This window comes from Ruegeria sp. YTSC003 (genome assembly GCF_059609785.1).
Genome location: NZ_JBXWMK010000001.1, coordinates 720,523 through 741,832, shown reverse-complemented (window position 1 = coordinate 741,832; position 21,310 = coordinate 720,523). Strand labels below are relative to the sequence as shown.

Genomic DNA, 21,310 nt, shown 5'->3' with positions numbered 1-21,310 from the left:
TTTGAGTTTATCATCTTCCGTTCACACGCGTTTTTTTTGAGCGTTTCTTTCATTCAGAAATTTCATCGTGTTTTTTAACCCTTGCCGCATGTGGTCTTCAAGGTGATCCAACATGGCATCCAAGCTGTTCCCTTGGGCAAGGTGGAGGTATTTGTCGTGGGAATCCCGGAGTGGACCGCCGCGCCCGTGCGCTTTTTGGTGCATAGCAAAGTAGAACTGGAGGTTAGGTTTTAGGCGCTCCCAGCTTTGCAGTAGAAGGTTATGCCCCGAAAGTTCATAGCACCATGAGTGAAGGTGCATTTCAGCCATGATCGCGCCGTAGGGATCGTTGTCCGAGATGCAGTCGCATAGCCTGTCGTTGCGCATTTGCAGGTCGGCGAGGCTCATGAGGTCACGTTTGTCCCAACAGAATTGAAACGCCATCTTCTCGAGTCCCGTTCGGAACGAATAGATTTCGTCCAGATCAATCGGATCCAGCGTACGAAGGAAAGTTCCGCGATAAGGAATGTAAACAAGAAGCCCAATCTCACTCAATTGAACCATCGCTTCGCGCAATGTAGCGCGGCTGACATCCAACTGAGCGGCGACCTGGGTTTCAAGCAGTTTTGCCCCGGGCTCCAGATCTCCGGTCAAGATTAACTTCTGCAGGCGCTCCAGCGTTCTGTCTTTCAGTGTATCGCCGGATTTCTCTGCGGATGCTGTTTGTCGTGTCATGTCGATCCCGTTGATAGAACACCCTGTGAATGGAAAGCGAGATTACTTCGTGAAGCCAGGATAGCCAGAAAATTAACCGCAGCTGAACTTCCATTTTCGGTAGGGTGTTCAACTGCAGCGACCTCATTTCAAGGTAGCCAACATTTGGAAGATTGTCGACAATTACTCGAATTGTCGACAATTGTAAAAACACGTAGTATCGTCGTATCAGGTGGGGATTCGAAAAGCTCCGAACCTTGGCTGCGACGACGAACCCATCGGCAAGAGATGATCACACGGTCTGGAACCGGAGTGACGCAACAGGTGAAAAGGGAGTTATACATGTTGTCGACCGGCATCCTCAAAAAGAGAATACATACCGGGCTTGCAGCGTTTGGCGCGGCCGCGCTTCTGGCCGGTGCCCCGGCTAAAGCGGAAGAGTTTCTGACAATCGGTACTGGCGGTGTCACCGGCATTTACTATGCCGTTGGCGGCGGCATTTGTCGGCTGGTCAATCAGAAACGCAAGGAACATGGCATTCGCTGCTCGGTCGAGAGCACGGGTGGTTCAGTTTACAACCTGCGCACTATGCGCGAGGGTGAGTTGGAAATGGGAATTGTCCAGTCCGACTGGCAGTTCCACGCCCTGAACGGGACCAGCCTGTTCGAAGAAGACGGGCCAGATTCCGAACTCCGCAGCTTGTTTTCGCTGCATCCTGATACGGTCATTATCGCCGCTCGCAAAGACACCGGCATTGAGTCCCTGGACGATCTCGGCGGTCGGACCATCAATTTGGGCAATCCTGGCTCCGGCACACGCGGCACCGCTGAAGTTCTCGTGGACGCTATGGGCTGGGACATGGATCACTTTGGACTGGTGACCGAACTGAAATCAGCAGAACAATCTTCGGCCTTGTGCGATAATACCATTGAAGCGTTTTTGATGGTCGCGGGTAACCCGGTGGCAAACGTTTTGGAAGCTGCCACAACATGCGATATCAACATCATTCCTGTTGACGGCGATGCAGTACAGACGCTGGTTGAGAGTAAGCCCTACTATGGGAACGTAACCATACCAGGCGGTCTTTACCGAGGCGTAGATGGAGATGTTCCGTCCTTTGGTCTTCCGTCCACTTTCGTGACCTCCTCAAATGTACCGGAAGAAACCGTGTATGTGATGGTCAAGGCGGTTTTTGACAACTTTGATGCCTTCAAGTCATTTCACCCGGCTTTTGCCAACCTCAAGAAAGAGGAAATGGTGATAAATGGGTTATCCGCACCAATGCATCCCGGCGCCGAGCGCTATTTCCGCGAAGTCGGGCTTCTTAACTAAACAAACAACCGAGGTGGCGGTTGCCGCCGCCTCTGCACCCTTTCAACAAAACGCCCACCTACGAGAAACAATATGAGCGAGCAAAGCCTGAGCCATTCCACTCACGACGCGCAGGAAGACGCGCGCAATCAAGACATTAAGATCTTTCTAAACGGAAAGATCGTGCCGCGAGGCGAGGCGGTGGTGTCCGTCTATGACTCTGGCTTCATGCTGGGCGATGGCATGTGGGAAGGGCTGAGGCTCTATAATGGCACGTGGGCGTTCTTCGACGAACACATGGACCGGTTTTTCAATAGCTGCAAAGCCGTTTCGATCGATGTTGGCATGACCAAGGACGAGGTCCTGCAAGCGCTGAATGAGACCGCTAAGGCCAACGGTATGACAACGGACGCGCATTGCCGGTTCATGGTGACACGCGGGCCAAAGGACAAGCCGTTTCAGCACCCCGGGTTATCTCGATCCGGACCTACGGTGGTTGCGATTATGGAACATTCGAAACCGGCAGACAGCCTAATGAACAAGGGCATTCGCCTGGCCACTGTGCCTCAGGTGCGCGGCCTGCCGATGAGCCAGGATGCTAAGTATAACAGTCACTCGAAACTGAACTGCGTTATCGCATGTCTGCAGGCTGAACAGGCTGGCGCGGATGAGGCCCTCATGCTGGATCCACTTGGGTTTGTGAACACCACAAATGCCTGCAACTTCTTCATTGTACGCCGCGGTGAGGTTTGGACCTCCACTGGAGACTACTGCATGAACGGGGTCACTCGCCAAAAGGTCATAGACCTGTGTAGGGCCAACGACATCCCGGTGTTCGAGAAGAATTACTCGCTTTATGAAGCGTATGGAGCCGACGAGGCCTTTTTGACGGGCACTTTCGGTGCGCAAACACCTGTCGCTTCAATTGACGGGAAAACGATCGGAGAACATGAAGGTGCTGGCCCGATGACACGTCGCCTACGCGAGCTCTACAAGGATCTCGTGAAACGAAGCACCCTGAAGGTTGCGAGTTGAGTTCATGGTAAAGATCGCGGCTTGCGCCTGAACCAACTGGCAGGCGCCCGAACGAGGCTCTTTGACGTTCAAAATCAAAAATCGCCGCAGCCATATGGATCGCAAGACAAACCTTGCACGGCCTGGTCTGAACTGGGCCGAAGCCAGCAGCGTTGATGGCGAGCAATTCAAGCTTGAAGCATTCTGTCGGCTCGCAATCTCACCGGACCCGAAGAACACACCGTTTTTTCAGTTCATCGAAAACCCATTGTTGAATTCGGCGCAATCCAGCGTCACCCTGATCGGCCTGCGGACGAGGATTGTTTTCCAAGGAAGGTCTGTCCAATTTTTCTTGGCAGGCGGCGCATGGAGTAGAGTTTTCGCCGCCCAGATGGATGATTCTTGGGTTCAGACGCGTGCCAAAATGTGCATTTTCGGTTATTTGGCATTTTTTGTCATAAAAATGAATGAAAATTCAATTAGTTATCTTCGCCTACGGGAAACCCCCAATTTCTGAATACAGGTCGATTCGTTAGGGTTAATGCATCCAAAGAATTACTGCGGACAATACCACTTTTCCCCGATGAGGGGCTGGCTACTTACCCCCTCGGCCGGCCCCTCAACCGCCTTCCCAAATCCCCCTGCCAGCAAACTTTTCCCCTATCCCTGCAATGCCTCCAGGACGAGTGCGGGTAGTTTGTGCGCGTCATCATAGCTGAACCTGTGTGGGATCTCTTCCACCGGAGTTTTTCGGTAGCCTTCCGAAAACAAAAGAAAGGGCACGTTTGCACGACGCGCAGTTTCGGCATCCACTTCGCTGTCTCCTACATAGAGCCGGGGTCCGGCGCTGGCGACCGCGTTGAAACTTGCCTCAAGGTGCGCGGGGTCTGGTTTGCGAACAGGCAGTGTATCGCCGCCAAACACTGTATCGAAGTGATGTGCCAGATCCAGTGCGTCCAGGATATGACGGGCGGGTGCCTCAGGTTTATTCGTGCATACGCCCAGAACGCAGCCCATTTTGCGCAGTTGCGCCAGCGCCTGTGGGACGCCCGCGTAGGGAATTGTTTTGTCGCTGGAGGCGGCAGAGTAGTGGGCCAGCGTCAGTTTGGTCAATTCGCCGTGGCGCTCTATCGGCAGGTCGTGATGGTGGATCATGCGTTCGACCAGTTTTGGCAGACCGTTGCCCACAAATTGCTTGATCGTGCTTTCCGGCAACGGGGCGACGCCAATATCCAGCAATGTCCGGTTGGCGGCCGCTGCAATGTCCGGAAGGCTGTCTACCAGTGTTCCATCCAGGTCGAACATGATTGTTGCGGTCATCGGTTTCCCCGTCGGTTAATGCGTGTGAGCCAGACCTAACCTGCATGAAATCTTTGCGCAATCACCCCACATTCGCGGTTTCCATCGAATAGGGTTGACATACCTGACTAAATTAATCAGATTAACGGAAAGACCCCCTCAGCCAACCCAGTTCGGGTCAGCCATATTGTTGAAAGCGCGAACAAATTAAGGCCCTTCGCCCGAGAACCTACTGGAGTTGTCCTGATGAATGTGCAGACCCCGAATCCCAGCCAGTCCTATGCGGTGTCCATGCTTCCGGCACATAAGGCCGAAGATCTGACCAAGGGTGGCAACCTGGCCCATATCGAACTGGGCGATCAACTTTATACCCTGCGTATCACACGCGCCGGCAAGCTGATCCTGACGAAATGAGCACGCATTCCTCTCGCGGTGGCGCTGCGGTTGGGCGTCTGTCCGACCTTAGCCCGATCGAAGCCGGTGCTGTGATGTATCTGCGATTATGGAGCGAAAGTCCCGAGGCCCGTGCGGATGCTGCAAGCGATTTCGAAATTGCGCTTGGCCTGGATCAGGGGCGGGCTGCAGTGATGACGCTAGATCGTCTGTGCGGGCTGTGTGCCCACCACAGCCGCCGTCCCTTGGTACGGCATGGGCTTGGCTGTTCCTGCCTTGGTGCAGACGAAAACTGTTTTGCCCAGATGATCGCTGCCGCTTCGGAAGGTGCGCGTGAAGACGCGATGATGATGGCAACGCTGATCGTACGACCAGACTTTGCCCCGGCACTGGCGTCACTGTCCGAAGAGATGGGTATGGTGCTGCGCCGGATGACCGCGTCAATACCCCTGCCGACGACAGGGCATAAATCCCCCTCGGCCATGCTGCACTAAGCGGCTGGCGACTTCAAAACCCCGGCCTGTCAGAGCCGGGGTTTTTTGTTTCAGCAACACCCACAGCCCGCGTGGTGGTGGTCATGATCGCAGACCGAGGTGGGGGCGTAATCGCCGACCTCGGATAGGACCTTGCGTAATGCCCATAGGATCATGTCGACATCTTCAGCCTCAATCGTCAAAGGCGGGCGAATTTTCAGGATGTTGTCCTTGGGTCCTTCGCTGCCGATCAGGATACGGTGATCGCGCATCCGGTTTTTGACATAATTGCAGATTTCGGTGCCTTCGGATCCGTCCGGATTGATCAGTTCTACGCCCAGAAACAAGCCCATACCGCGCACGTCACCGACACAGCCGAAATCAGCCTCAATCTGTCGGAGCCCATCCATCAGGCGCGTGCCCATGTCACGGGCATTGTCCTGCAGCCCCTCGTCATCGACAATGTCCAGCACCTCCTTGCCGGTCCGGCAGGACAGGGTAGAGCCGCCAAAAGTCGAAAAGAACTCGATCCCGTTGTTGAAGCTGTCTGCGATGGCTTTGGTCGTGACCAGTACGCCCAGCGGATGGCCGTTGCCGATGGGTTTCCCCATAACAACGATATCCGGCAGCGCGCCCTGGTGTTCAAAGCCGAAATAGTAGTCGCCAAGGCGACCAAGGCCCGTCTGCACCTCGTCAGCAATGCAAACACCTCCTGCTGCACGGATTTTTTCGTAGACGGCTGACAGGTACCCCTTGGGTGGAATGATCTGGCCGCCGACCGAGGGGAAGGTCTCGGCGATGAAGCCAGCCAACCCCTGGCCTTTGGCCTGCAACGCGGCAATAGCCGGATCAACCAGATCGGCAAACTTCTGTGACCGATCGGGATCGTCGCGTCCGAACGAGCCACGATAGTCATCAGCCACCTCGACCAGCTCGACCCAATCGGCCTGGCCAATGCCGCCGGGTTTGTTGAACTTGTAGGCAGAGACCGCCACTGCCGCGTTGGTATTACCGTGATAGCCATGATCCGGCGTCACGATCCCTTTGGCCCCGGTATGCGCCCGTGCCAGTCGTAGGGCCAACTCGTTGGCTTCCGTGCCTGAGTTTACGAAGAAGCAGACTTCGAAATGGTCGGGCAGCTTGGACAGAATCTTGTCGGCAAACGCAGTCTGAGCGGGGTGCAGGTAGCGGGTGTTCGAATTCATCCGCTTAAGCTGGTCGGCTGCCACGGCCTGAATGCGCGGGTGTGCATGACCCACATGAGGGACGTTGTTATAGGCATCCAGATAGGGGCGGCCCCATTCGTCGAACAGATGATGCTTCCACCCGCGCACCAGCATGACCGGATCATCGTAGGTCAGGGACAGGTTGCCACCGAAATGGTCATGCCGCCCTTGCAGGATCGCTTGCTTGTCGGTCGGGCGATAGAACACCTTGTCGTCCGGCAGATTCAACAACGCTGCCGGATTTGGACAGACGGCGTGCCACAGCTCCATTTCGTCAGGATCACCAACGCCGGGCCAGTCGTTTTGCATGCCATTGGTTGTCAGGGCCAGTTGAAAGTGCACATGCGGAGCCCAGCCGCCGTTTTGCGTAGCATCCCCCAATCGCGCAAAAGCCGCGCCCTGCGCCACAGGATCGCCCGGTTTCAGTCGGTCGCAGACTTCGGGGTCGAGATGACCGTAGAGTGTATAGAACGGATCGCCCTCGGGTGTTTCATGATGCAGAATCACGACGCCGCCATAGTCCAGATGCGCGTCACGGTTTTCGACCGCTTCGACCCGACCGCTCATCGGGGAATACAACACGGTTCCGGCTGGGGCGAACACATCCACCGCCAAATGCACTGTCCGTCGGTCAGAGGCTTTCCACGGCCCTTTGCGGAACGCTGGCTCGGCATAGATCAGGCGCGGTTCGTTGTAGTAGCCCAGCCAGAGCCCCTCACCGAATTCCTCACCGAATTCCTCACCGACACGCGCGGCTTCATCCAGAGGCATGTGGAACGGGTTCTGGGGCCAAGTTGAATTCTCGACCGAAAGCGATCCCATCGGAACATCGCTCAGGTCCTGTTCGAACATCTGCGCGAATTGACCGCGATGTTCGGACAGATAGGCGTGGATACGTTCGGCCCCGTCGGTTACCGGCAACCCGCAGGCGGCGCGCAGCCGGGCGAGCATCAAGCCGCCATTCACCCTGTCGTTTTCCAAAAACCGCCAAGCGGGGGCCTGACTGATGGTCACATAAGGGTCGTCCGGATTGTCCGCCGCCATCAGGGTCGAGTTTACCACGGACACGGCCAGCCGCATCCGCAGCAGCGGCCAGATCAAATCGACCTCGTCAGCACGCAGACGATTGGCGGCGTGATAGCCGCGGACCAACGCCGTCAATGCCGGCTCGGGTTTTGGGTGGTCCAGGACGATATACGCCCCGGCTATCGCCAGATCGCAAATACGCGGTGCGGCGCACATGTCGCCCAGGTCGATCAAGCCAGAGACGGTTTGCCGCTGACCCAGTTCACCGTCGACCAATATATTGTAGTCGTTGGCATCATTGTGGATCGCTTGCTTCGGCAGGCCCGCCAGAGAGCCCGAGATCGCATCGAATTCAACGCAAATCTCTGACAACATTGCCTGCCGCGCAGGGTCGGCAATGGCATCCAACTTGTCCGAAATCCAGCCCGCCTGTGTCAGGTCCCATTTGAAATCCGCGCGGTGTAGCCCGTCGTGAGTAAACCGTTCCAGTGCCCGGTCGGTTGCGCCTAGAACGCGGCCCAGTTTCAGGATCAGTTCCTCGGATTTCGGCGCAGCCTTGGCATAGCATTGGCCGGGCAGGCATTCGAGCAACCAAACCAGTCGGGGCTGCCCATCCTGATCAGGGATTTCCGGGAGCAGCGCACCGTTGATATCCGGAAAAACACTGGGAAAGGGCAGTCCCGGTGCCTCGGCGGCAACGTGTTTCAGCGCCTTTATCTGCAGGTCAATGAACTCTGCCTCGCAACCCGCGCGCATGACTTTCAGTACGTAGTCCTGACCATTGGTGGCCTTGACCAGAAAGTTGAGGTCATATTCGCCGTCCAGCCGGTTCAGTTTGGCCTCAAGCCCCCAATGGATGCGCAGGGCGTGGGCCCAGAATTCGGTCAACTCGGTCATCAGTGCGACGGTCCTTTAATCCAGCGCGCGCAGGCGTTTGATCAGCGAGGACGTGTCCCAGCGCCCGCCGCCCAATTTCTGAACGTCCTTGTAAAACTGATCGACCAGAGCGGTAACAGGCAGCGAAGCCCCCGTTTCATTGGCCGTATCCAGACAGATGCCGAGGTCCTTACGCATCCAGTCCACCGCAAACCCATGTTCGAAATGGTCATCCAGCATTGTCTCATATCGGTTTGCCATCTGCCAACTGCCCGCCGCGCCCTGACTGATAACTTCAACAACTGCGCGGCCATCAAGGCCCGCCTTCTCGGCAAAGTGCAGCGCTTCGCTGAGGCCTTGCACCAGACCGGCAATAGCGATCTGGTTGCACATCTTGGTCATCTGACCTGCACCGCTGTCGCCGATACGACGGCATATCTTGGAATAGACCTGCATAATCGGTTCAGCCGCGTCATACGCCGCCTGATCCCCACCGCACATAATCGACAGAACCGCATTTTCTGCCCCTGCCTGACCGCCCGAGATCGGAGCGTCCACAAAAGCGATGCCTTTTGTTTGCCCAACTTCGTACAAATCGCGTGTCACCATGGCCGAAACAGTGGTGTGATCAACAAAGGTCGCCCCATTGGACATGCCGCTGAATGCGCCGTCTTCACCTGTACAAACCATCCGTAGATCGTCGTCATTGCCGACACAGGCCATGACGAAATCTGCACCCTGCGCGGCCTCTCGGGGGGTTGTCGCCATGGCGCCACCATGTTGGGCGACCCAAGCTTCGGCCTTAGTGGCGGTGCGGTTGTAAACGGTCACCTCATGACCTGCGGCCTGCAAGTGACCGGCCATGGGGTATCCCATGACGCCCAGACCCAGAAACGCGACTTTTGCCATTTGGAGATCCTCTCTGCTGTCCGGTCCCCGTCTTTTTCAGCGGGCCGGATTGTTTAGCAGAGACAAAGCAAAGCTGCGTCCAAAGGGCAACCCCGCGTCACGCTTTGCCGCCCAAATCCTGTAGGATCGGGCAATCGGGTCTGTCGTCCCCTGCGCAAGCGTCGATCAGATGGCTCAGAGTGTCCCGCATGGCGTTCAGGTCAGCGATCTTGGCTTCGATCTGAGCCATATGCGCGCGGGCCACCTTTTTGACATCGGCGCTGGCACGGGTTTCGTCCTCGTACAATGCCATCAGCGTCCGGCAATCCTCGATCGTGAATCCCAAGGCGCGGGCGCGGCCCAGAAAATTCAGTTTGTGCACGTCCTGACTGCGAAACCTGCGGTATCCGTTGTCATCGCGCAGGGGCTTTACCAGGCCGATATCTTCGTAATACCGGATCGTCTTGGCGGGTAGGCCGGTCTGGCTTGAAACATCGCCGATATTCATGAGGTCACCGTTTGCGTTGCATGGCCTTGCGGGGTGTCAGGCAGGCTGGCCCGGACGCGCCGCAAACGCAGTGCATTCGAGACGACAAAGACGCTGGACAATGCCATGGCCCCTGCGGCAAGGGCCGGGGACAGAAGGTGGCCGCCAAACGGGTAAAGAACTCCCGCAGCAACCGGGATAAGCAGGATGTTGTAACCAAACGCCCAGCCTAGGTTCTGCTTGATGTTGCGCATGGTTCTGCGGCTGATCTCGACCGCGTTTGCGACACCGCGCAGATCACCCGACATCAGCACCACATCCGCAGTTTCAATCGCTACATCGGTGCCGGTTCCGATGGCGATTCCGATATCCGCCGAAGCCAACGCTGGGGCATCGTTGATGCCATCCCCGACAAAGGCCAGTGCGCCGAACGTGTCGCGCAGAGTATTGATCGCGGCAAGCTTACCATCGGGCAGCACTTCGGCCGTGACATGATCTATGCCCAGCTTGTCCGCCAGCGCCTGCGCCGTCCGGGCGTTGTCGCCTGTCACAATCGCCAAAGTTAGCCCCATTTCGTGCAACCGCCCAAGCGCCTGCACAGTGCCGGGCTTGATCGGGTCCGCGACCGCAAGCATTGCAGCGGCCTGACCGTCGATGGCTACAAACAAAGGGGTTGCGCCTTCTTCGGCGCGCTGGTTGGCCTCGGCCATCAGGTCCCTGACGGTTATGTCGTTCTGCTCCATCAATCTGGCCGAACCGATCAGCAGCTTATGCCCCTCGACCACAGCCCGAACACCCAGCCCTGTGAGCGAGTCAAATTCGGATACCTCAGGCAATTCAGATGGTCCGGCACGAGTGATGGCAGTGGCAACGGGATGCTCTGACCGTGCCTCTACGGCGGCCGCCAAACGCAGAACACTGTCGCGGTCAAAGCCGTTTGCGGTCGTAACGCTCTCCAGTTCCGGCCGGCCCAGCGTGAGTGTCCCGGTCTTGTCCAGCGCGACCACCTTGGCTTGCTGCAACTGCTGCAACGCATCGCCTTTGCGGAACAGCACGCCCAATTCTGCCGCGCGGCCGGTGCCGACCATGATTGAGGTTGGTGTCGCAAGGCCCATGGCGCAGGGGCAGGCGATAATCAGAACCGAGACGCCGGCGACCAGCGCCAATGGCAAAGCCGGTTCCGGGCCGACGAACATCCAAATGGCGATCGTAAAAAGCGCAACCCCAATAACCACAGGAACAAACCTTGCAGTGATCCGGTCGACCAGCCCCTGGATCGGCAGCTTCGCTCCCTGCGCCTGTTCGACCATGTGGATGACTTGCGCCAACACCGTATCGGCACCAACGCGCGTTGCGCGTACCCGCAGCGCTCCGGTGCCATTCACCGTACCACCGACGACCTGATCTGATGGCGACTTGCCGACCGGTATCGGTTCGCCGGTGATCATGCTTTCGTCCACATAAGAGGTACCGTCCAGAACTTCGGCATCCACGGGAACCCGTTCGCCCGGGCGGATCTGCAGGGTATCGCCTACTGTTATGTCAGCGATGGGCCTGTCTATGAAGTTCCCGTCCTGTTCGACCCGTGCCGTTTTGGGCTGCAATCCGACCAGCTTGCGGATTGCGGCCCCGGTCCGGCCTTTGGCGCGCGCTTCCATGACCCGGCCCAGCAGTATGAGAACCACGATGACCGAGGCGGCCTCGAAATACACATTGGCGCTACCCTGCGGCAGGATCTGCGGGGCGAAGGTTGCGATGACGGAAAACAAATAGGCGGCCCCCGTTCCCAAAGCGACCAGCGCGTTCATATCGGGCGATCCGCGCATCAGCGACGGGATCCCCTTGGTATAGAACACGCGCCCGGGGCCAATCAGTATGGCCGAGGTCAGTGCGAACTGGATGAGGTGGCTGGTTTGCGTGCCGATTGTGGCCTGGACCCAATGGTGGAAGGCCGGGATCATATGCCCGCCCATTTCCAGAATGAATACTGGCAGAGCCAATACCGCTGCGAAGATCGTCGCGCGGGTCAGCGCATGCGCTTCGTCGGATTTCGTGTGGTCTGTTTGGTCAGCCGTCATGCTGTCTGCCACGCGCGCAGGGTATCCTGCTGCCTCAGACAAACTGGCCAGCTTTTGCGGGTCGGTGGCCCCGTCGATAAACGTGACCACAGCGGTTTCGGTCGCAAGATTGACTTGTGCGTCGACGACCGCAGGATCAGCAGTCAGCGCTTTTTCGATCTTTGCCACGCACGAGGCGCAGGTCATCCCGCCAATTTTCAGGGTCGTCTGCTTGCTGGCCGCCGGATACCCGGCGTTGCTCAGGGCGTCAGTCAGTGCGTTGATCGGCCCGGTATGTGTGACCTGCGCCGTTTCGGTCGCGAAGTTGACCGAGGCATCGGTCACTTCTGGCACCGATTGTAACGCGGCTTCTACACGCCCCACGCAGGAGGCGCAGGACATGCCCGAGATTTTGAATTGTGTTGTTTGCGGTGTAGCCATGTGACTCGTCCCGATGTCTGATCTGCCCTCCAAATGGGGGTTCCAGTCACGGGAAGGTCAAGGGGTATCGCGGATTTTCTTTTTGCAACCCGCGTGTCGGCGTCACCTGTTCGCAAACATTTCTAGCAAGAGAGAGTTGTAGGTATCCGGCGGCGGCGATCTGACGGCCTCGGGGGAGGCGAAGAACGCAAGCGACACTGCGGCCGTGGTCAGCGCGATGCCTACAAGAATGAAACCGGCCATATTCAATGAAAATCGCGACATGGGTAAAGTCCTGGTTCGAGAGGTTCATCAGGCGCTGTTGGGTCAGGGCCGTTTTGCCAGCTCTTGCTTCAACCTGTCGTTTTCGGCCTGAAGTTGCGCCAATTGCTGCCCTAGCGAGTTCAGATGTGGACGAAGCTCCGCCTCGGTAAAGCGGGGCGTGATGTGGCGCGGGCAGTTCCAGTCCAGCGCTTCGACCCGGATGATGACGGCGCGTTCAGCCGGGGCATCGGCACCGTCAGGATAAAGGCTGGTCGTGGCATCTTCGCCCTCGGTGAACGCGACCCGGCCAAGAATTTTCAGTCGCCGCCGATTGGCGTAATCCATCAGGATCATTGCAATCCGGTCATTACCATCCAGGTTACCACGCGAGATATACTGTTTGTTGCCCGAAAAGTCGGCATAACCGATTGTCTGCGGTCCCAGAACTTTGAGAAACCCGGTCGGTCCGCCACGGTATTGCACATATGGCCAACCCGTTTCGGACACGGTGGATTGATAGAACCCATCCCGCGCTTCGATAAAGGCCTTTTCAGGCTCGCCGATTTCATGACCTTGCTGCGGGCCACTTTCGATGAATTTGGCATAGGTCTTGGCAGATCCCATCCGTTCCTGATGGGCTCGGACGGCAGGTGTGAAGGTCAGTTCGGAAAAGGCGCGGGGCATGAGTATTCCTTTCAAAGTCCCAGATCGGACAGGCTGGGGTGATCGTCGGGACGGGGGCCTTGCGGCCAGAAAAACAGACGTTCGGTTTCCGCAATCGGCAGGTCGTTCAGCGACGCGTGCCGTTCGGCCATTCGACCATCTTCGGCAAATTGCCAGTTTTCGTTGCCATAAGACCGGAACCACTGGCCGCTGTCGTCACGCCATTCATAAGCATAACGAACCGCAATGCGGTCACCGGAATAGGCCCACAACTCTTTGGTCAACCGATAGTCCAGTTCCTTGTGCCACTTGCGTGTCAGAAAGGCATGGATGTCTGCATGGCCGCTTAGGAATTCTGCCCGATTTCTCCACTGGCTGTCTTCGGTATAGGCCGGGGTCACGACATCCGCATCACGGCTATTCCAGGCGTTTTCTGCCAATCGCACTTTTTGCGTTGCGGTTTCCAGGGTGAACGGGGGCAGCGGAGGACGGTTCATGCGCGGGTCTTTCAGGTCAGAGAAGCCGCCATCAAGGCGATGGTCAAAAGAAGGGGGATGTACTGGTGCGAGAGAGGTCTGGTGCGGGGTCTCATATGTTCGCTCCTAAATTTACTGATCGGTACACTGTGCCGTGAATGTGTACAGATCGGTAACCTTTTTCAAGTGTTGAGTTGGATTTATTTGAACTAACATTTTTCGTCTCCTAAGGAGAGTAAGTGAAAACAGCAGGTTAGGTTGTGTCTGTTGCAGCCATCGCTGCAGTGTATTATGTACCGATCAGTACATACAGGAGCTGACAGATGCGCCCGAACAAACGTGACGAGCTGGTCCGCAAGGCATTGCAGGTCTTCTATCGTGACGGATTTCACGTCACCGGCATGGACAAGTTAGTGGTCGAGACGGGCGTGTCGAAAACGTCGATGTACAAACATTTCCGTACCAAGGAAGAGCTGATCCTGGCGGCTTTACAGTTGCGGGATGAGAACTTTCGCAAATGGTTCCTGCAACGCGTAGATGAGCTAGCCGATACACCTGCCGAACGGCTGATCGCCAGTTTTGATGTGCTGGGCGAATGGTTCAAGGAGGACAGCTTTCGCGGATGCATGTTCATCAAAGCGGGCGCAGAGTATCAGGAACAAGATCACCCGATCCATGTGCAAGCAGCCGAACACAAGCATCTGATGCTCGAATTTCTCACCGATCTGGCCCGCAAGGCAGGCGCACGTGATCCCGAGGCATTGGGATGCCAGCTGCTGCTCTTGCAAGAGGGCGCAATCGTCACGGCCGTTCTGGTAAAAAGCTGCGATCCTGCGCGAGATGCAAAGGCAGCGGCACAGGTTCTGCTGGATAATGCCCTGGCTTGACCGGGTTTAAACCTGTGAACGTAAGGTCTTGTACGAAAAAGACGTTGCGTAGCAATCCGGTAGATGGGTTGGTTTGCGCGATGCCCAACGCTACCCTTATCGAAATTCGATTTGGGAGAAACCTATATGTCGCTATTCAAGCCAACCGCCAACTGGGTCACTGACGAACATCAGATGTTTGCCGAAATGGCAAACCGGTTCATGGACGACGAACTTGTACCCAATATCGAACGCTGGAACCAAAACGGCATGGTCGATCGCGAATTCTGGAACAAGGCCGGGGATATGGGTTTGATGGCCGGCGCTATTGCCGAGGAATATGGTGGCGTAGGCGGTGGGATTGGATTTGACGCGGTCACGATGTACGGGCAAGCCGCACGCGGTGACTCGGGTTGGGGTTTTGGAATTCAGTCGATTGTTGTCCATTACCTGAACGCCTATGGCAGCGAGGATCAAAAGCACAAATGGCTGCCTCGTTTGGCATCCGGTGAAATGGTTGGCGCTTTGGCCATGACCGAGCCCGGAACAGGTTCGGACGTTCAGTCCGTTCGCACCACCGCAGACAAGGACGGAAATTCCTATCGCCTGAACGGATCCAAGATCTTTATCACCAACGGCCAATCCGCCGATTTGATTCTGGTGGCTGCAAAGACGGATAAATCGCAAGGGTCCAAGGGCGTATCGCTGATCGCAGTAGAAACCGAAGGCGCAGAAGGATTTCGCCGGGGTCGTAACCTCAAGAAATTGGGGATGAAGGCCAACGATACTGCCGAGCTGTTCTTTGAAGACGTCAAGGTTCCGATGACGAACCTGATCGGACCAGAAGAAGGCCAGGGCTTCTATCAGATGATGAAGCAACTGCCCTGGGAACGCCTGACCATCGGCATCATGGCGTTGGGCGCGATCGACTTCGCAATTGCCGAGACAGTGCGTTATACGCAGGAACGCAAGGCCTTTGGCCAACGCGTTATGGACTTTCAGAACACGCGTTTCAAATTGGCTGAGTGCAAAACCAAAGCCGAAGTTCTGCGCAGTTTCGTCAATGACTGCATCGCACAACTTGAGGCGGGCACGTTGGATGCGGCGACGGCCTCGATGGTGAAATATTGGGGTTCAGAAGTGCAGAACGAGATCATGCACGAATGCCTTCAGCTGTTCGGTGGGTACGGGTTCATGATGGAATACCCGATCGCTCGGCTTTATGCGGATGCGCGGGTGCAGATGATCTATGGCGGCACCAACGAGATCATGAAAGAATTGATCGCCCGCTCGCTGGATAAGTAACGCACCCAAAGGGCTCCCGCCTGTTGTCAACGTTTTTGGAAAACGTCTCCTCCCGTTGGGTCGGGCAGGTGCGGGCGCAGCCCGCACCTGCCCGACCCCTCTGCCGTCCGCAGGACGCAAGGCCGGAGGCTGCGCAGTTTGGGATCAGAATTGGCCAACCTGACCTTGGAGCCATATCCGAAACGACCGTAGCGGTTCGGATTCCGGCCGTGACTGCGGCCAGACCAAAAAGAATTGCCCAAGGCTGATGCGGGGTCCGTTCCATGCGGGAACCAACCTTTTGGTTTTCAGTTCGTCTTCAATCAGATAGCTGGGCAATAGCGCCGCTCCCAACCCGTGGATCGTGGCCTGCACCATAGTCGAGAACTGATCGAACAGCATTCCCCGCATCCCTGATACGTCACGCCCTTGTGCCGCAAACCATCGCTCCCAAGCGTCCGGTCGAGTCTCTAGATGCAGCAGGGGAGCCGTCATTAGCCAGCTCAAGTCCTGCTCCTGATCTGGCAATAGGTCCGGAGCGCAGACCGGAACCACATCTTCACGCATGATCGGCAGGTAGTTGACGCCCGGCCAGTTCTTTTGGCCGAAGTGGATGGCGGCATCAAAATGTTCGGTCTCGAAGTCAAACGGCTTGAGGCATGTGCTCAGGTTCACAGTCACTTCGGGGTGGCGACGGGCAAAATCCTGCAGGCGTGGTGCCAGCCAGTGCATTCCAAAGGCGGGCAGGATGGACAGGTTCAGCGACCCGCCTGTTGGGTTGGCCTTCAGTTTCAGTGACGCCAGCGCAATCTGGTTCAGCGCTGTGCGCGCCACCTGAACATAATCTTTCGCGGCGGAGGTCAGGTGCAATCGCATTTGATTGCGCTGGATAAGCGCGACACCCAGTTGTTCCTCCATGGACTTCAGCTGTCGGCTGATCGCGCTTTGGGTTAGCGACAGCTCCTCGGCTGCAGCCGAGGCACTGCCGAGGCGATCAACCGCCTCCAATGCCAGAAGAGAGGGGATCGAGGGAAGAAACCGACGGGGCGCAATCATATGACTAATCCTCATACCTTTCACACGGAATATCACTGGCAATTGCAGCGCGCCAGCCCGATACAGAGGTGTGGATTCCAGCGTGGATGTGGACCAATGAACCTGACGACCAGTATTAAAGAGTTTCAGCCCGCCGACCGGTTGAATGGCATTGAGCTGTCAGAGATCGTTCGTATCTCAGAGCAGGCCGCGCGTCTTCGCGCGCAGGGTGCCGACGTGATTGCGCTCAGCACAGGTGAGCCTGATTTCCCAACGCCGCCGCATGTTGTTAAGGCGGCCCACCGCGCAGCTATTGACGGGCAGACGCGATACCCCGCAACGGCAGGAACGCCCGCCTTGCGATCAGCGATTGCGACTGAGGCTGGCGCGCGCCCCGAAAATGTAATCGTTTCGACGGGTGCCAAGCAGGTTTTGTCCTCCGCAATGATGGCAACTCTGAACCCTGGTGATGAAGTGATTATGGCTGCTCCATTCTGGACAAGCTATGCGGATATGGTCAGTTTGGCTGGCGGTGTCCCCGTAGTCGTCCGCTGTCCGGCGACGCAGAAATTCAAACTGACGCCGGATCAGTTGGAGGCCGCGATCACCCCGCGCACGCGTTGGCTGCTGCTGAACTCGCCGTCCAATCCGACCGGCGCGGTCTATTCCAAGGCGGAATTGCAGGCGCTGGGCGCGGTATTGCAAAACTATTCTCAGGTCTGGGTGATTTCTGACGAGATTTATCAACACCTGTCTTTTGTGCCTTTCACGCCCTTTGTGCTGGCCGTTCCCGAATTGGCGGAACGAACGTTGATCGTAAACGGCGTGTCCAAGGCCTATTCCATGACCGGCTGGCGCATCGGGTGGGGAATTGGCCCTGCTGAGTTGATCAACGCGATGGTTGCCGTGCAGGGGCAAATCACGTCGGGGGCGTGTTCGATTGCCCAGGCTGCAGCATTGGAGGCCATCAACGGGCCGCAAGGCTTGCTGGCAGAACGCCGTCGGGAAATGCGAGAGCGCCGCGATCTGGTTGTCGAAGGGCTAAACGCCGCTGGTCTGGAATGTGCCGTGCCGGATGGCGCGTTTTACGTCTTTCCCAAAACTCATGCGAAAATGCCCACAGACCATGAATTCTGTCGCTATCTGCTGGATGAGGCGGGCGTGGCGCTGGTGCCGGGGCGCGCGTTTGGGATGCCGGGGCATTTGCGGCTTTCTTTTGCCTATGCCACCGAAAGCCTGCAAGAAGGTATGCGCCGTATCGCGGACGCTACCGCCAAGTTGTAACTAAGTAAGACCGGAAGACACCCAATGGATCGCGCCCAGATCGTTCACGAGAATTTCCTGACCCGGGTCGCCAAGCGCGACTTCCCCGAAGGCGCAAGCCCGAGGCCGGGGCTAAGCGGAACCGATGCGGTGTCGCTGTTCCGGTCACAGGTCCTTAGCCGTGCATTGGACCGGACCAGCCGGGCCATGCAGAAGGCGGGGCAGGGGTTTTACACCATCGGATCATCCGGCCACGAAGGGATGGCAGCCGTGGCGCATGCATTGCGTCCGACCGATATTGCCTTTCTTCACTACCGCGACGCGGCGTTCCAGATCGCCCGGGCCGAGCAGGTGCCGGGCCAGCAAATTGCGTGGGACATGTTGCTGAGCTTTGCCTGCTCGAAAGAGGATCCGACCTCGGGCGGGCGGCATAAGGTTTTGGGTTCAAAGGCGCTGACCATCCCGCCGCAAACCTCGACCATCGCCAGCCATCTGCCCAAGGCTGTGGGTGCTGCTTATTCGTTAGGCGCCGCGCGGAGACGCGATCCTGAACACCGTGAACTGCCCTTGGACGGGATTACGATGTGTTCCTTCGGGGATGCCTCGGCCAACCACTCCACCGCGCAGGGCGCGATCAACACCGCAGGCTGGACCAGCGTGCAGTCGACGCCTTTGCCGCTGTTGTTTGTGTGTGAGGATAACGGGATTGGAATCTCGGTCAAAACGCCCAAGGGTTGGATACAGGCGTCGATGGAGCATCGCCCCGGGATCAAGTACTTTCAGGCCAACGGTCTGGATATCTACGAGACCTACGCAGTGTCCAAGGAAGCCGCCGAGTATGTCCGCTCCCGCCGCAAACCTGCCTTCCTGCACCTGAAAACCGTCCGCCTTTACGGACACGCAGGCGCTGATGTGCCGACTACATACCTACCAAAATCCGAAGTGGAGGCGGACGAGGCCAACGATCCCCTGCTGCACTCGGTGCGCTTGCTGGAACAGGCCGGGGCGTTGGCGCCGGAGCAGGCGTTGAAAAACTACGAAGATACCTGCGCCCGCACGGACCGCATCGCGGCGGAGGCCGCAACCCGCCCGCATCTGGCCAATGCGTCCGAGGTTATGGCCAGCCTGATCCCGCCAAAGCGGATCTGTAAGCCCACCAACGGTCCCAGTACCGAAGCGCGCGCCAAGGCCTTTGGCGGCGACATGCGGGCAATGGATGATCCGCAACCCATGAGCCGTCTGATCAACTGGGCGCTGACCGATCTGATGCTGGAACACGGCGAGGTCGTCTGTATGGGCGAAGATGTCGGCCGCAAGGGCGGCGTCTATGGCGTGACCCAGAAACTGCAGCAACGCTTTGGCCCGGACCGGGTGATCGACACGCTGTTGGATGAGCAGTCCATTCTGGGACTGGCCATTGGCATGGGGCATAACGGGTTCATTCCGATCCCCGAAATCCAGTTTCTGGCCTATCTGCACAATGCCGAGGACCAGATCAGGGGCGAGGCCGCGACCCTGCCCTTTTTCTCGAACGGGCAGTTCACTAACCCGATGGTTCTGCGCATCGCGGGGCTTGGGTATCAGAAAGGGTTCGGCGGCCATTTCCACAATGACAACTCGCTGGCTGTCCTGCGCGACATTCCCGGCGTGATCATTGCATGCCCGTCGACAGGCGCAGATGCGGCTAAGATGCTGCGCGAATGCGTACGGCTGGCGCGCGAAGAACAGCGGGTCGTGGTCTTTCTGGAACCTATTGCCCTTTATCCGATGCGCGATCTGCACGATGCAAAGGACGCAGGTTGGATGACGGCGTACCCGTCGCCTGACCAGAGTATCGCGCTGGGTGAGGTTGGCGTGCATGGCGAGGGTAAAGATCTGGCCATGGTCACTTATGGAAACGGGCATTACCTGTCGAAACAGGCTCTGCCCGAGTTGGAGGCAGCGGGCGTGAAAACCCGTATCATCGACATGCGCTGGCTGGCACCTCTCCCGATTGAGGCTCTGCGTCAGGCCACAAAGGGTTGCAAACACGTCCTGATCGTCGACGAGTGCCGCCGTACTGGCAGCCAGTCCGAGGCGCTGATGACCTTTTTCACCGAAAACAGTCCCTCTACCCCTAGCGCGCGCGTCGTGGCCGAAGATTGTTTTATCGCCACTGGCCCCGCTTATGCTGCTCCGCTGCCGTCGAAAGAGGGGATTCTCGCCGCTGCGCTAAAACTGACGGGGGGCCGCTCATGACCCGCACAGCTGTCGTGATCTGCCCCGGTCGGGGTACATACAACAAGCCCGAGCTTGGCTATCTGCATCGCCACCACGCGCAGCGGACTGCGATGTTTAGGCGCTTCGACGCGATACGTGCCGAAGCAGGGCAAGAGGCCGTTACTGCATTGGATGGCGCAGCGCGGTTCACAGTTTCCAAGTATTCAAAAGGCGACATTGCCTCACCGCTCATCTACGCAGCTTCGCTGGCGGACGCGCAATCGCAGGCCGATGATATCGAAGTGGTCGCGGTCACCGGGAACTCGATGGGGTGGTACATTGCATTGGCCGCTGCCGGGGCGTTGTCGCCTGAGGACGGGTTTCGCGTCGTGAACACGATGGGAACACTGATGCAGGATCACCTGATCGGCGGTCAATTGGTTTACCCCTATGTTGCCGATGATTGGGCGGACGACGCCGCGCGCAAGACCGAGCTGTTGGCAGATGTGGCGCGCATCAACGCAATTCAGGATCATGATCTTGCTTTGTCCATTGAACTGGGCGGAATGCTGGTTCTGGCAGGCAATGAAATGGGGCTGAAGGCGTTCGAGGCGTCGCAACCCGCCGTGCAGGACAGTTTCCCGATGCGTCTGCCAAACCATGCCGCGTTTCACACATCCTTGCAGGCACCGGTCGCTGCCGAAGGGCGTGCGCGTTTGGGAGCGGACTTGTTCGGACAGCCTGAACGCCCCCTGATCGACGGTCGCGGAAAGGTTTGGTGGCCGGGTGCGACGGATACGCATGCGCTTTGGGATTATACCCTGGGCCACCAAGTGACCGAACCCTATGACTTTACCCGTGCGATCCAGACCGCCGCGCATGAGTTCGCGCCAGACGTGTTCATTGTTACCGGCCCCGGTGCGACCTTAGGTGGCGCAGTGGCGCAATCTCTTGTTCTGGCGAACTGGCGGGGCATGGGTAACAAGGCTGATTTTCAAGCGAAACAGGATGCGCAACCCTTCCTGATCGCCATGGGGCGCGAGGATCAAAGAGCGCTTGCAACCGGCTGACACTGCCCTGATGATCCGCGCAATTTC

19 protein-coding genes and 1 pseudogene are annotated in these 21,310 nt (G+C 57.6%); 10 read left to right on the top strand and 10 right to left on the bottom strand.

The genetic code is table 11. The features are described 5' to 3' along the window. Positions 1-21: 21 nt before the first annotated feature. Positions 22-714 carry a GntR family transcriptional regulator gene (locus AC2FFH_RS03655; RefSeq protein WP_496768928.1) on the bottom strand — a complete coding sequence of 231 codons (693 nt, stop codon included), beginning with the start codon at positions 712-714 and terminating at the stop codon, positions 22-24. A 321-nt stretch (positions 715-1,035) separates the two neighbouring features. On the opposite strand from AC2FFH_RS03655, the gene AC2FFH_RS03650 reads away from it, so the two are divergent. The 3 genes from AC2FFH_RS03650 to AC2FFH_RS03640 all read left to right on the top strand — a co-directional run bounded on the left by AC2FFH_RS03650 (position 1,036) and on the right by AC2FFH_RS03640 (position 3,535). After that, a complete protein-coding gene (locus AC2FFH_RS03650) occupies positions 1,036-2,025 on the top strand; it encodes a TAXI family TRAP transporter solute-binding subunit (RefSeq protein ID WP_496768952.1) in 990 nt (329 codons plus the stop codon). Positions 2,026-2,097: 72 nt separating this feature from the next. After that, complete coding sequence (locus AC2FFH_RS03645; RefSeq protein WP_496768926.1) at positions 2,098-3,039, top strand: D-amino acid aminotransferase; 942 nt, start codon at positions 2,098-2,100, stop codon at positions 3,037-3,039. A 61-nt stretch (positions 3,040-3,100) separates the two neighbouring features. Next, positions 3,101-3,535: a hypothetical protein gene (locus tag AC2FFH_RS03640; RefSeq protein WP_496843766.1), complete on the top strand. Its 435-nt coding sequence runs from the start codon at positions 3,101-3,103 to the stop codon at positions 3,533-3,535. Between the two features lie 143 nt (positions 3,536-3,678). Here the strand turns inward: AC2FFH_RS03640 and gph are convergent, their stop codons facing one another. Beyond that, positions 3,679-4,338, bottom strand: coding sequence for a phosphoglycolate phosphatase (gene gph / locus AC2FFH_RS03635; RefSeq protein WP_496768922.1), 660 nt, complete (start codon positions 4,336-4,338; stop codon positions 3,679-3,681). A gap of 225 nt (positions 4,339-4,563) precedes the next feature. Between gph and hemP the strand changes: the two genes are divergently transcribed. Together hemP and AC2FFH_RS03625 are read left to right on the top strand one after the other, a co-directional pair. Next, positions 4,564-4,731, top strand: a complete 168-nt coding sequence (gene hemP, locus AC2FFH_RS03630) for a hemin uptake protein HemP (protein WP_081894606.1) — start codon at positions 4,564-4,566, stop codon at positions 4,729-4,731. Further along, positions 4,728-5,204 (top strand): hypothetical protein, encoded by a 477-nt coding sequence (locus AC2FFH_RS03625; RefSeq protein ID WP_496768920.1) that lies wholly within the window; start codon positions 4,728-4,730, stop codon positions 5,202-5,204. Before hemP ends, AC2FFH_RS03625 begins: the two co-directional genes overlap by 4 nt. Positions 5,205-5,254: 50 nt before the next feature. Here the strand turns inward: AC2FFH_RS03625 and AC2FFH_RS03620 are convergent, their stop codons facing one another. The 7 genes and pseudogenes from AC2FFH_RS03620 to AC2FFH_RS03590 all read right to left on the bottom strand — a co-directional run bounded on the left by AC2FFH_RS03620 (position 5,255) and on the right by AC2FFH_RS03590 (position 13,587). Further along, positions 5,255-8,332, bottom strand: a complete 3,078-nt coding sequence (locus tag AC2FFH_RS03620; RefSeq protein ID WP_496843765.1) for an aminotransferase class III-fold pyridoxal phosphate-dependent enzyme — start codon at positions 8,330-8,332, stop codon at positions 5,255-5,257. Positions 8,333-8,347: 15 nt separating this feature from the next. Further along, positions 8,348-9,223: pseudogene (locus AC2FFH_RS03615) on the bottom strand (NAD(P)-dependent oxidoreductase); the annotation flags it as partial. A 94-nt stretch (positions 9,224-9,317) separates the two neighbouring features. After that, the gene (gene cueR / locus AC2FFH_RS03610) at positions 9,318-9,707 is read right to left on the bottom strand and encodes a Cu(I)-responsive transcriptional regulator (protein ID WP_058275308.1); all 390 of its coding nucleotides are present in this window, start codon (positions 9,705-9,707) and stop codon (positions 9,318-9,320) included. Further along, positions 9,704-12,184, bottom strand: a complete 2,481-nt coding sequence (locus tag AC2FFH_RS03605; RefSeq protein WP_496843764.1) for a heavy metal translocating P-type ATPase — start codon at positions 12,182-12,184, stop codon at positions 9,704-9,706. Before AC2FFH_RS03605 ends, cueR begins: the two co-directional genes overlap by 4 nt. Before the next feature lie 102 nt (positions 12,185-12,286). Then, positions 12,287-12,448, bottom strand: a complete 162-nt coding sequence (locus tag AC2FFH_RS03600) for a hypothetical protein (protein WP_496725357.1) — start codon at positions 12,446-12,448, stop codon at positions 12,287-12,289. Between the two features lie 42 nt (positions 12,449-12,490). After that, positions 12,491-13,111: a pyridoxamine 5'-phosphate oxidase family protein gene (locus tag AC2FFH_RS03595; RefSeq protein WP_496843763.1), complete on the bottom strand. Its 621-nt coding sequence runs from the start codon at positions 13,109-13,111 to the stop codon at positions 12,491-12,493. 11 nt (positions 13,112-13,122) lie between these two features. After that, positions 13,123-13,587, bottom strand: coding sequence for a nuclear transport factor 2 family protein (locus tag AC2FFH_RS03590; RefSeq protein WP_496725361.1), 465 nt, complete (start codon positions 13,585-13,587; stop codon positions 13,123-13,125). 302 nt (positions 13,588-13,889) lie between these two features. On the opposite strand from AC2FFH_RS03590, the gene AC2FFH_RS03585 reads away from it, so the two are divergent. Together AC2FFH_RS03585 and AC2FFH_RS03580 are read left to right on the top strand one after the other, a co-directional pair. Next, on the top strand, positions 13,890-14,453 hold the full coding sequence (locus AC2FFH_RS03585) for a TetR/AcrR family transcriptional regulator (protein ID WP_496768913.1): 564 nt from the start codon (positions 13,890-13,892) through the stop codon (positions 14,451-14,453). A gap of 126 nt (positions 14,454-14,579) precedes the next feature. Next, positions 14,580-15,737 carry an acyl-CoA dehydrogenase family protein gene (locus AC2FFH_RS03580; protein WP_108859173.1) on the top strand — a complete coding sequence of 386 codons (1,158 nt, stop codon included), beginning with the start codon at positions 14,580-14,582 and terminating at the stop codon, positions 15,735-15,737. Between the two features lie 144 nt (positions 15,738-15,881). Here the strand turns inward: AC2FFH_RS03580 and AC2FFH_RS03575 are convergent, their stop codons facing one another. Continuing rightward, on the bottom strand, positions 15,882-16,772 hold the full coding sequence (locus tag AC2FFH_RS03575) for a LysR substrate-binding domain-containing protein (protein WP_496843762.1): 891 nt from the start codon (positions 16,770-16,772) through the stop codon (positions 15,882-15,884). Positions 16,773-16,868: 96 nt separating this feature from the next. Here AC2FFH_RS03575 and AC2FFH_RS03570 point away from each other — a divergent pair, with 96 nt between their 5' ends. Genes AC2FFH_RS03570 through AC2FFH_RS03560 form a run of 3 tightly spaced genes read left to right on the top strand, consistent with a single transcriptional unit; the run spans position 16,869 to position 21,283 of the window. After that, a complete protein-coding gene (locus tag AC2FFH_RS03570) occupies positions 16,869-18,035 on the top strand; it encodes a pyridoxal phosphate-dependent aminotransferase (RefSeq protein WP_496768907.1) in 1,167 nt (388 codons plus the stop codon). A 24-nt stretch (positions 18,036-18,059) separates the two neighbouring features. Beyond that, entirely contained in the window at positions 18,060-20,252 is a 2,193-nt protein-coding gene (locus AC2FFH_RS03565) for a dehydrogenase E1 component subunit alpha/beta (RefSeq protein WP_496768905.1), read from the top strand. Continuing rightward, entirely contained in the window at positions 20,249-21,283 is a 1,035-nt protein-coding gene (locus AC2FFH_RS03560) for an ACP S-malonyltransferase (RefSeq protein ID WP_496843761.1), read from the top strand. Before AC2FFH_RS03565 ends, AC2FFH_RS03560 begins: the two co-directional genes overlap by 4 nt. Positions 21,284-21,310 lie beyond the last annotated feature (27 nt).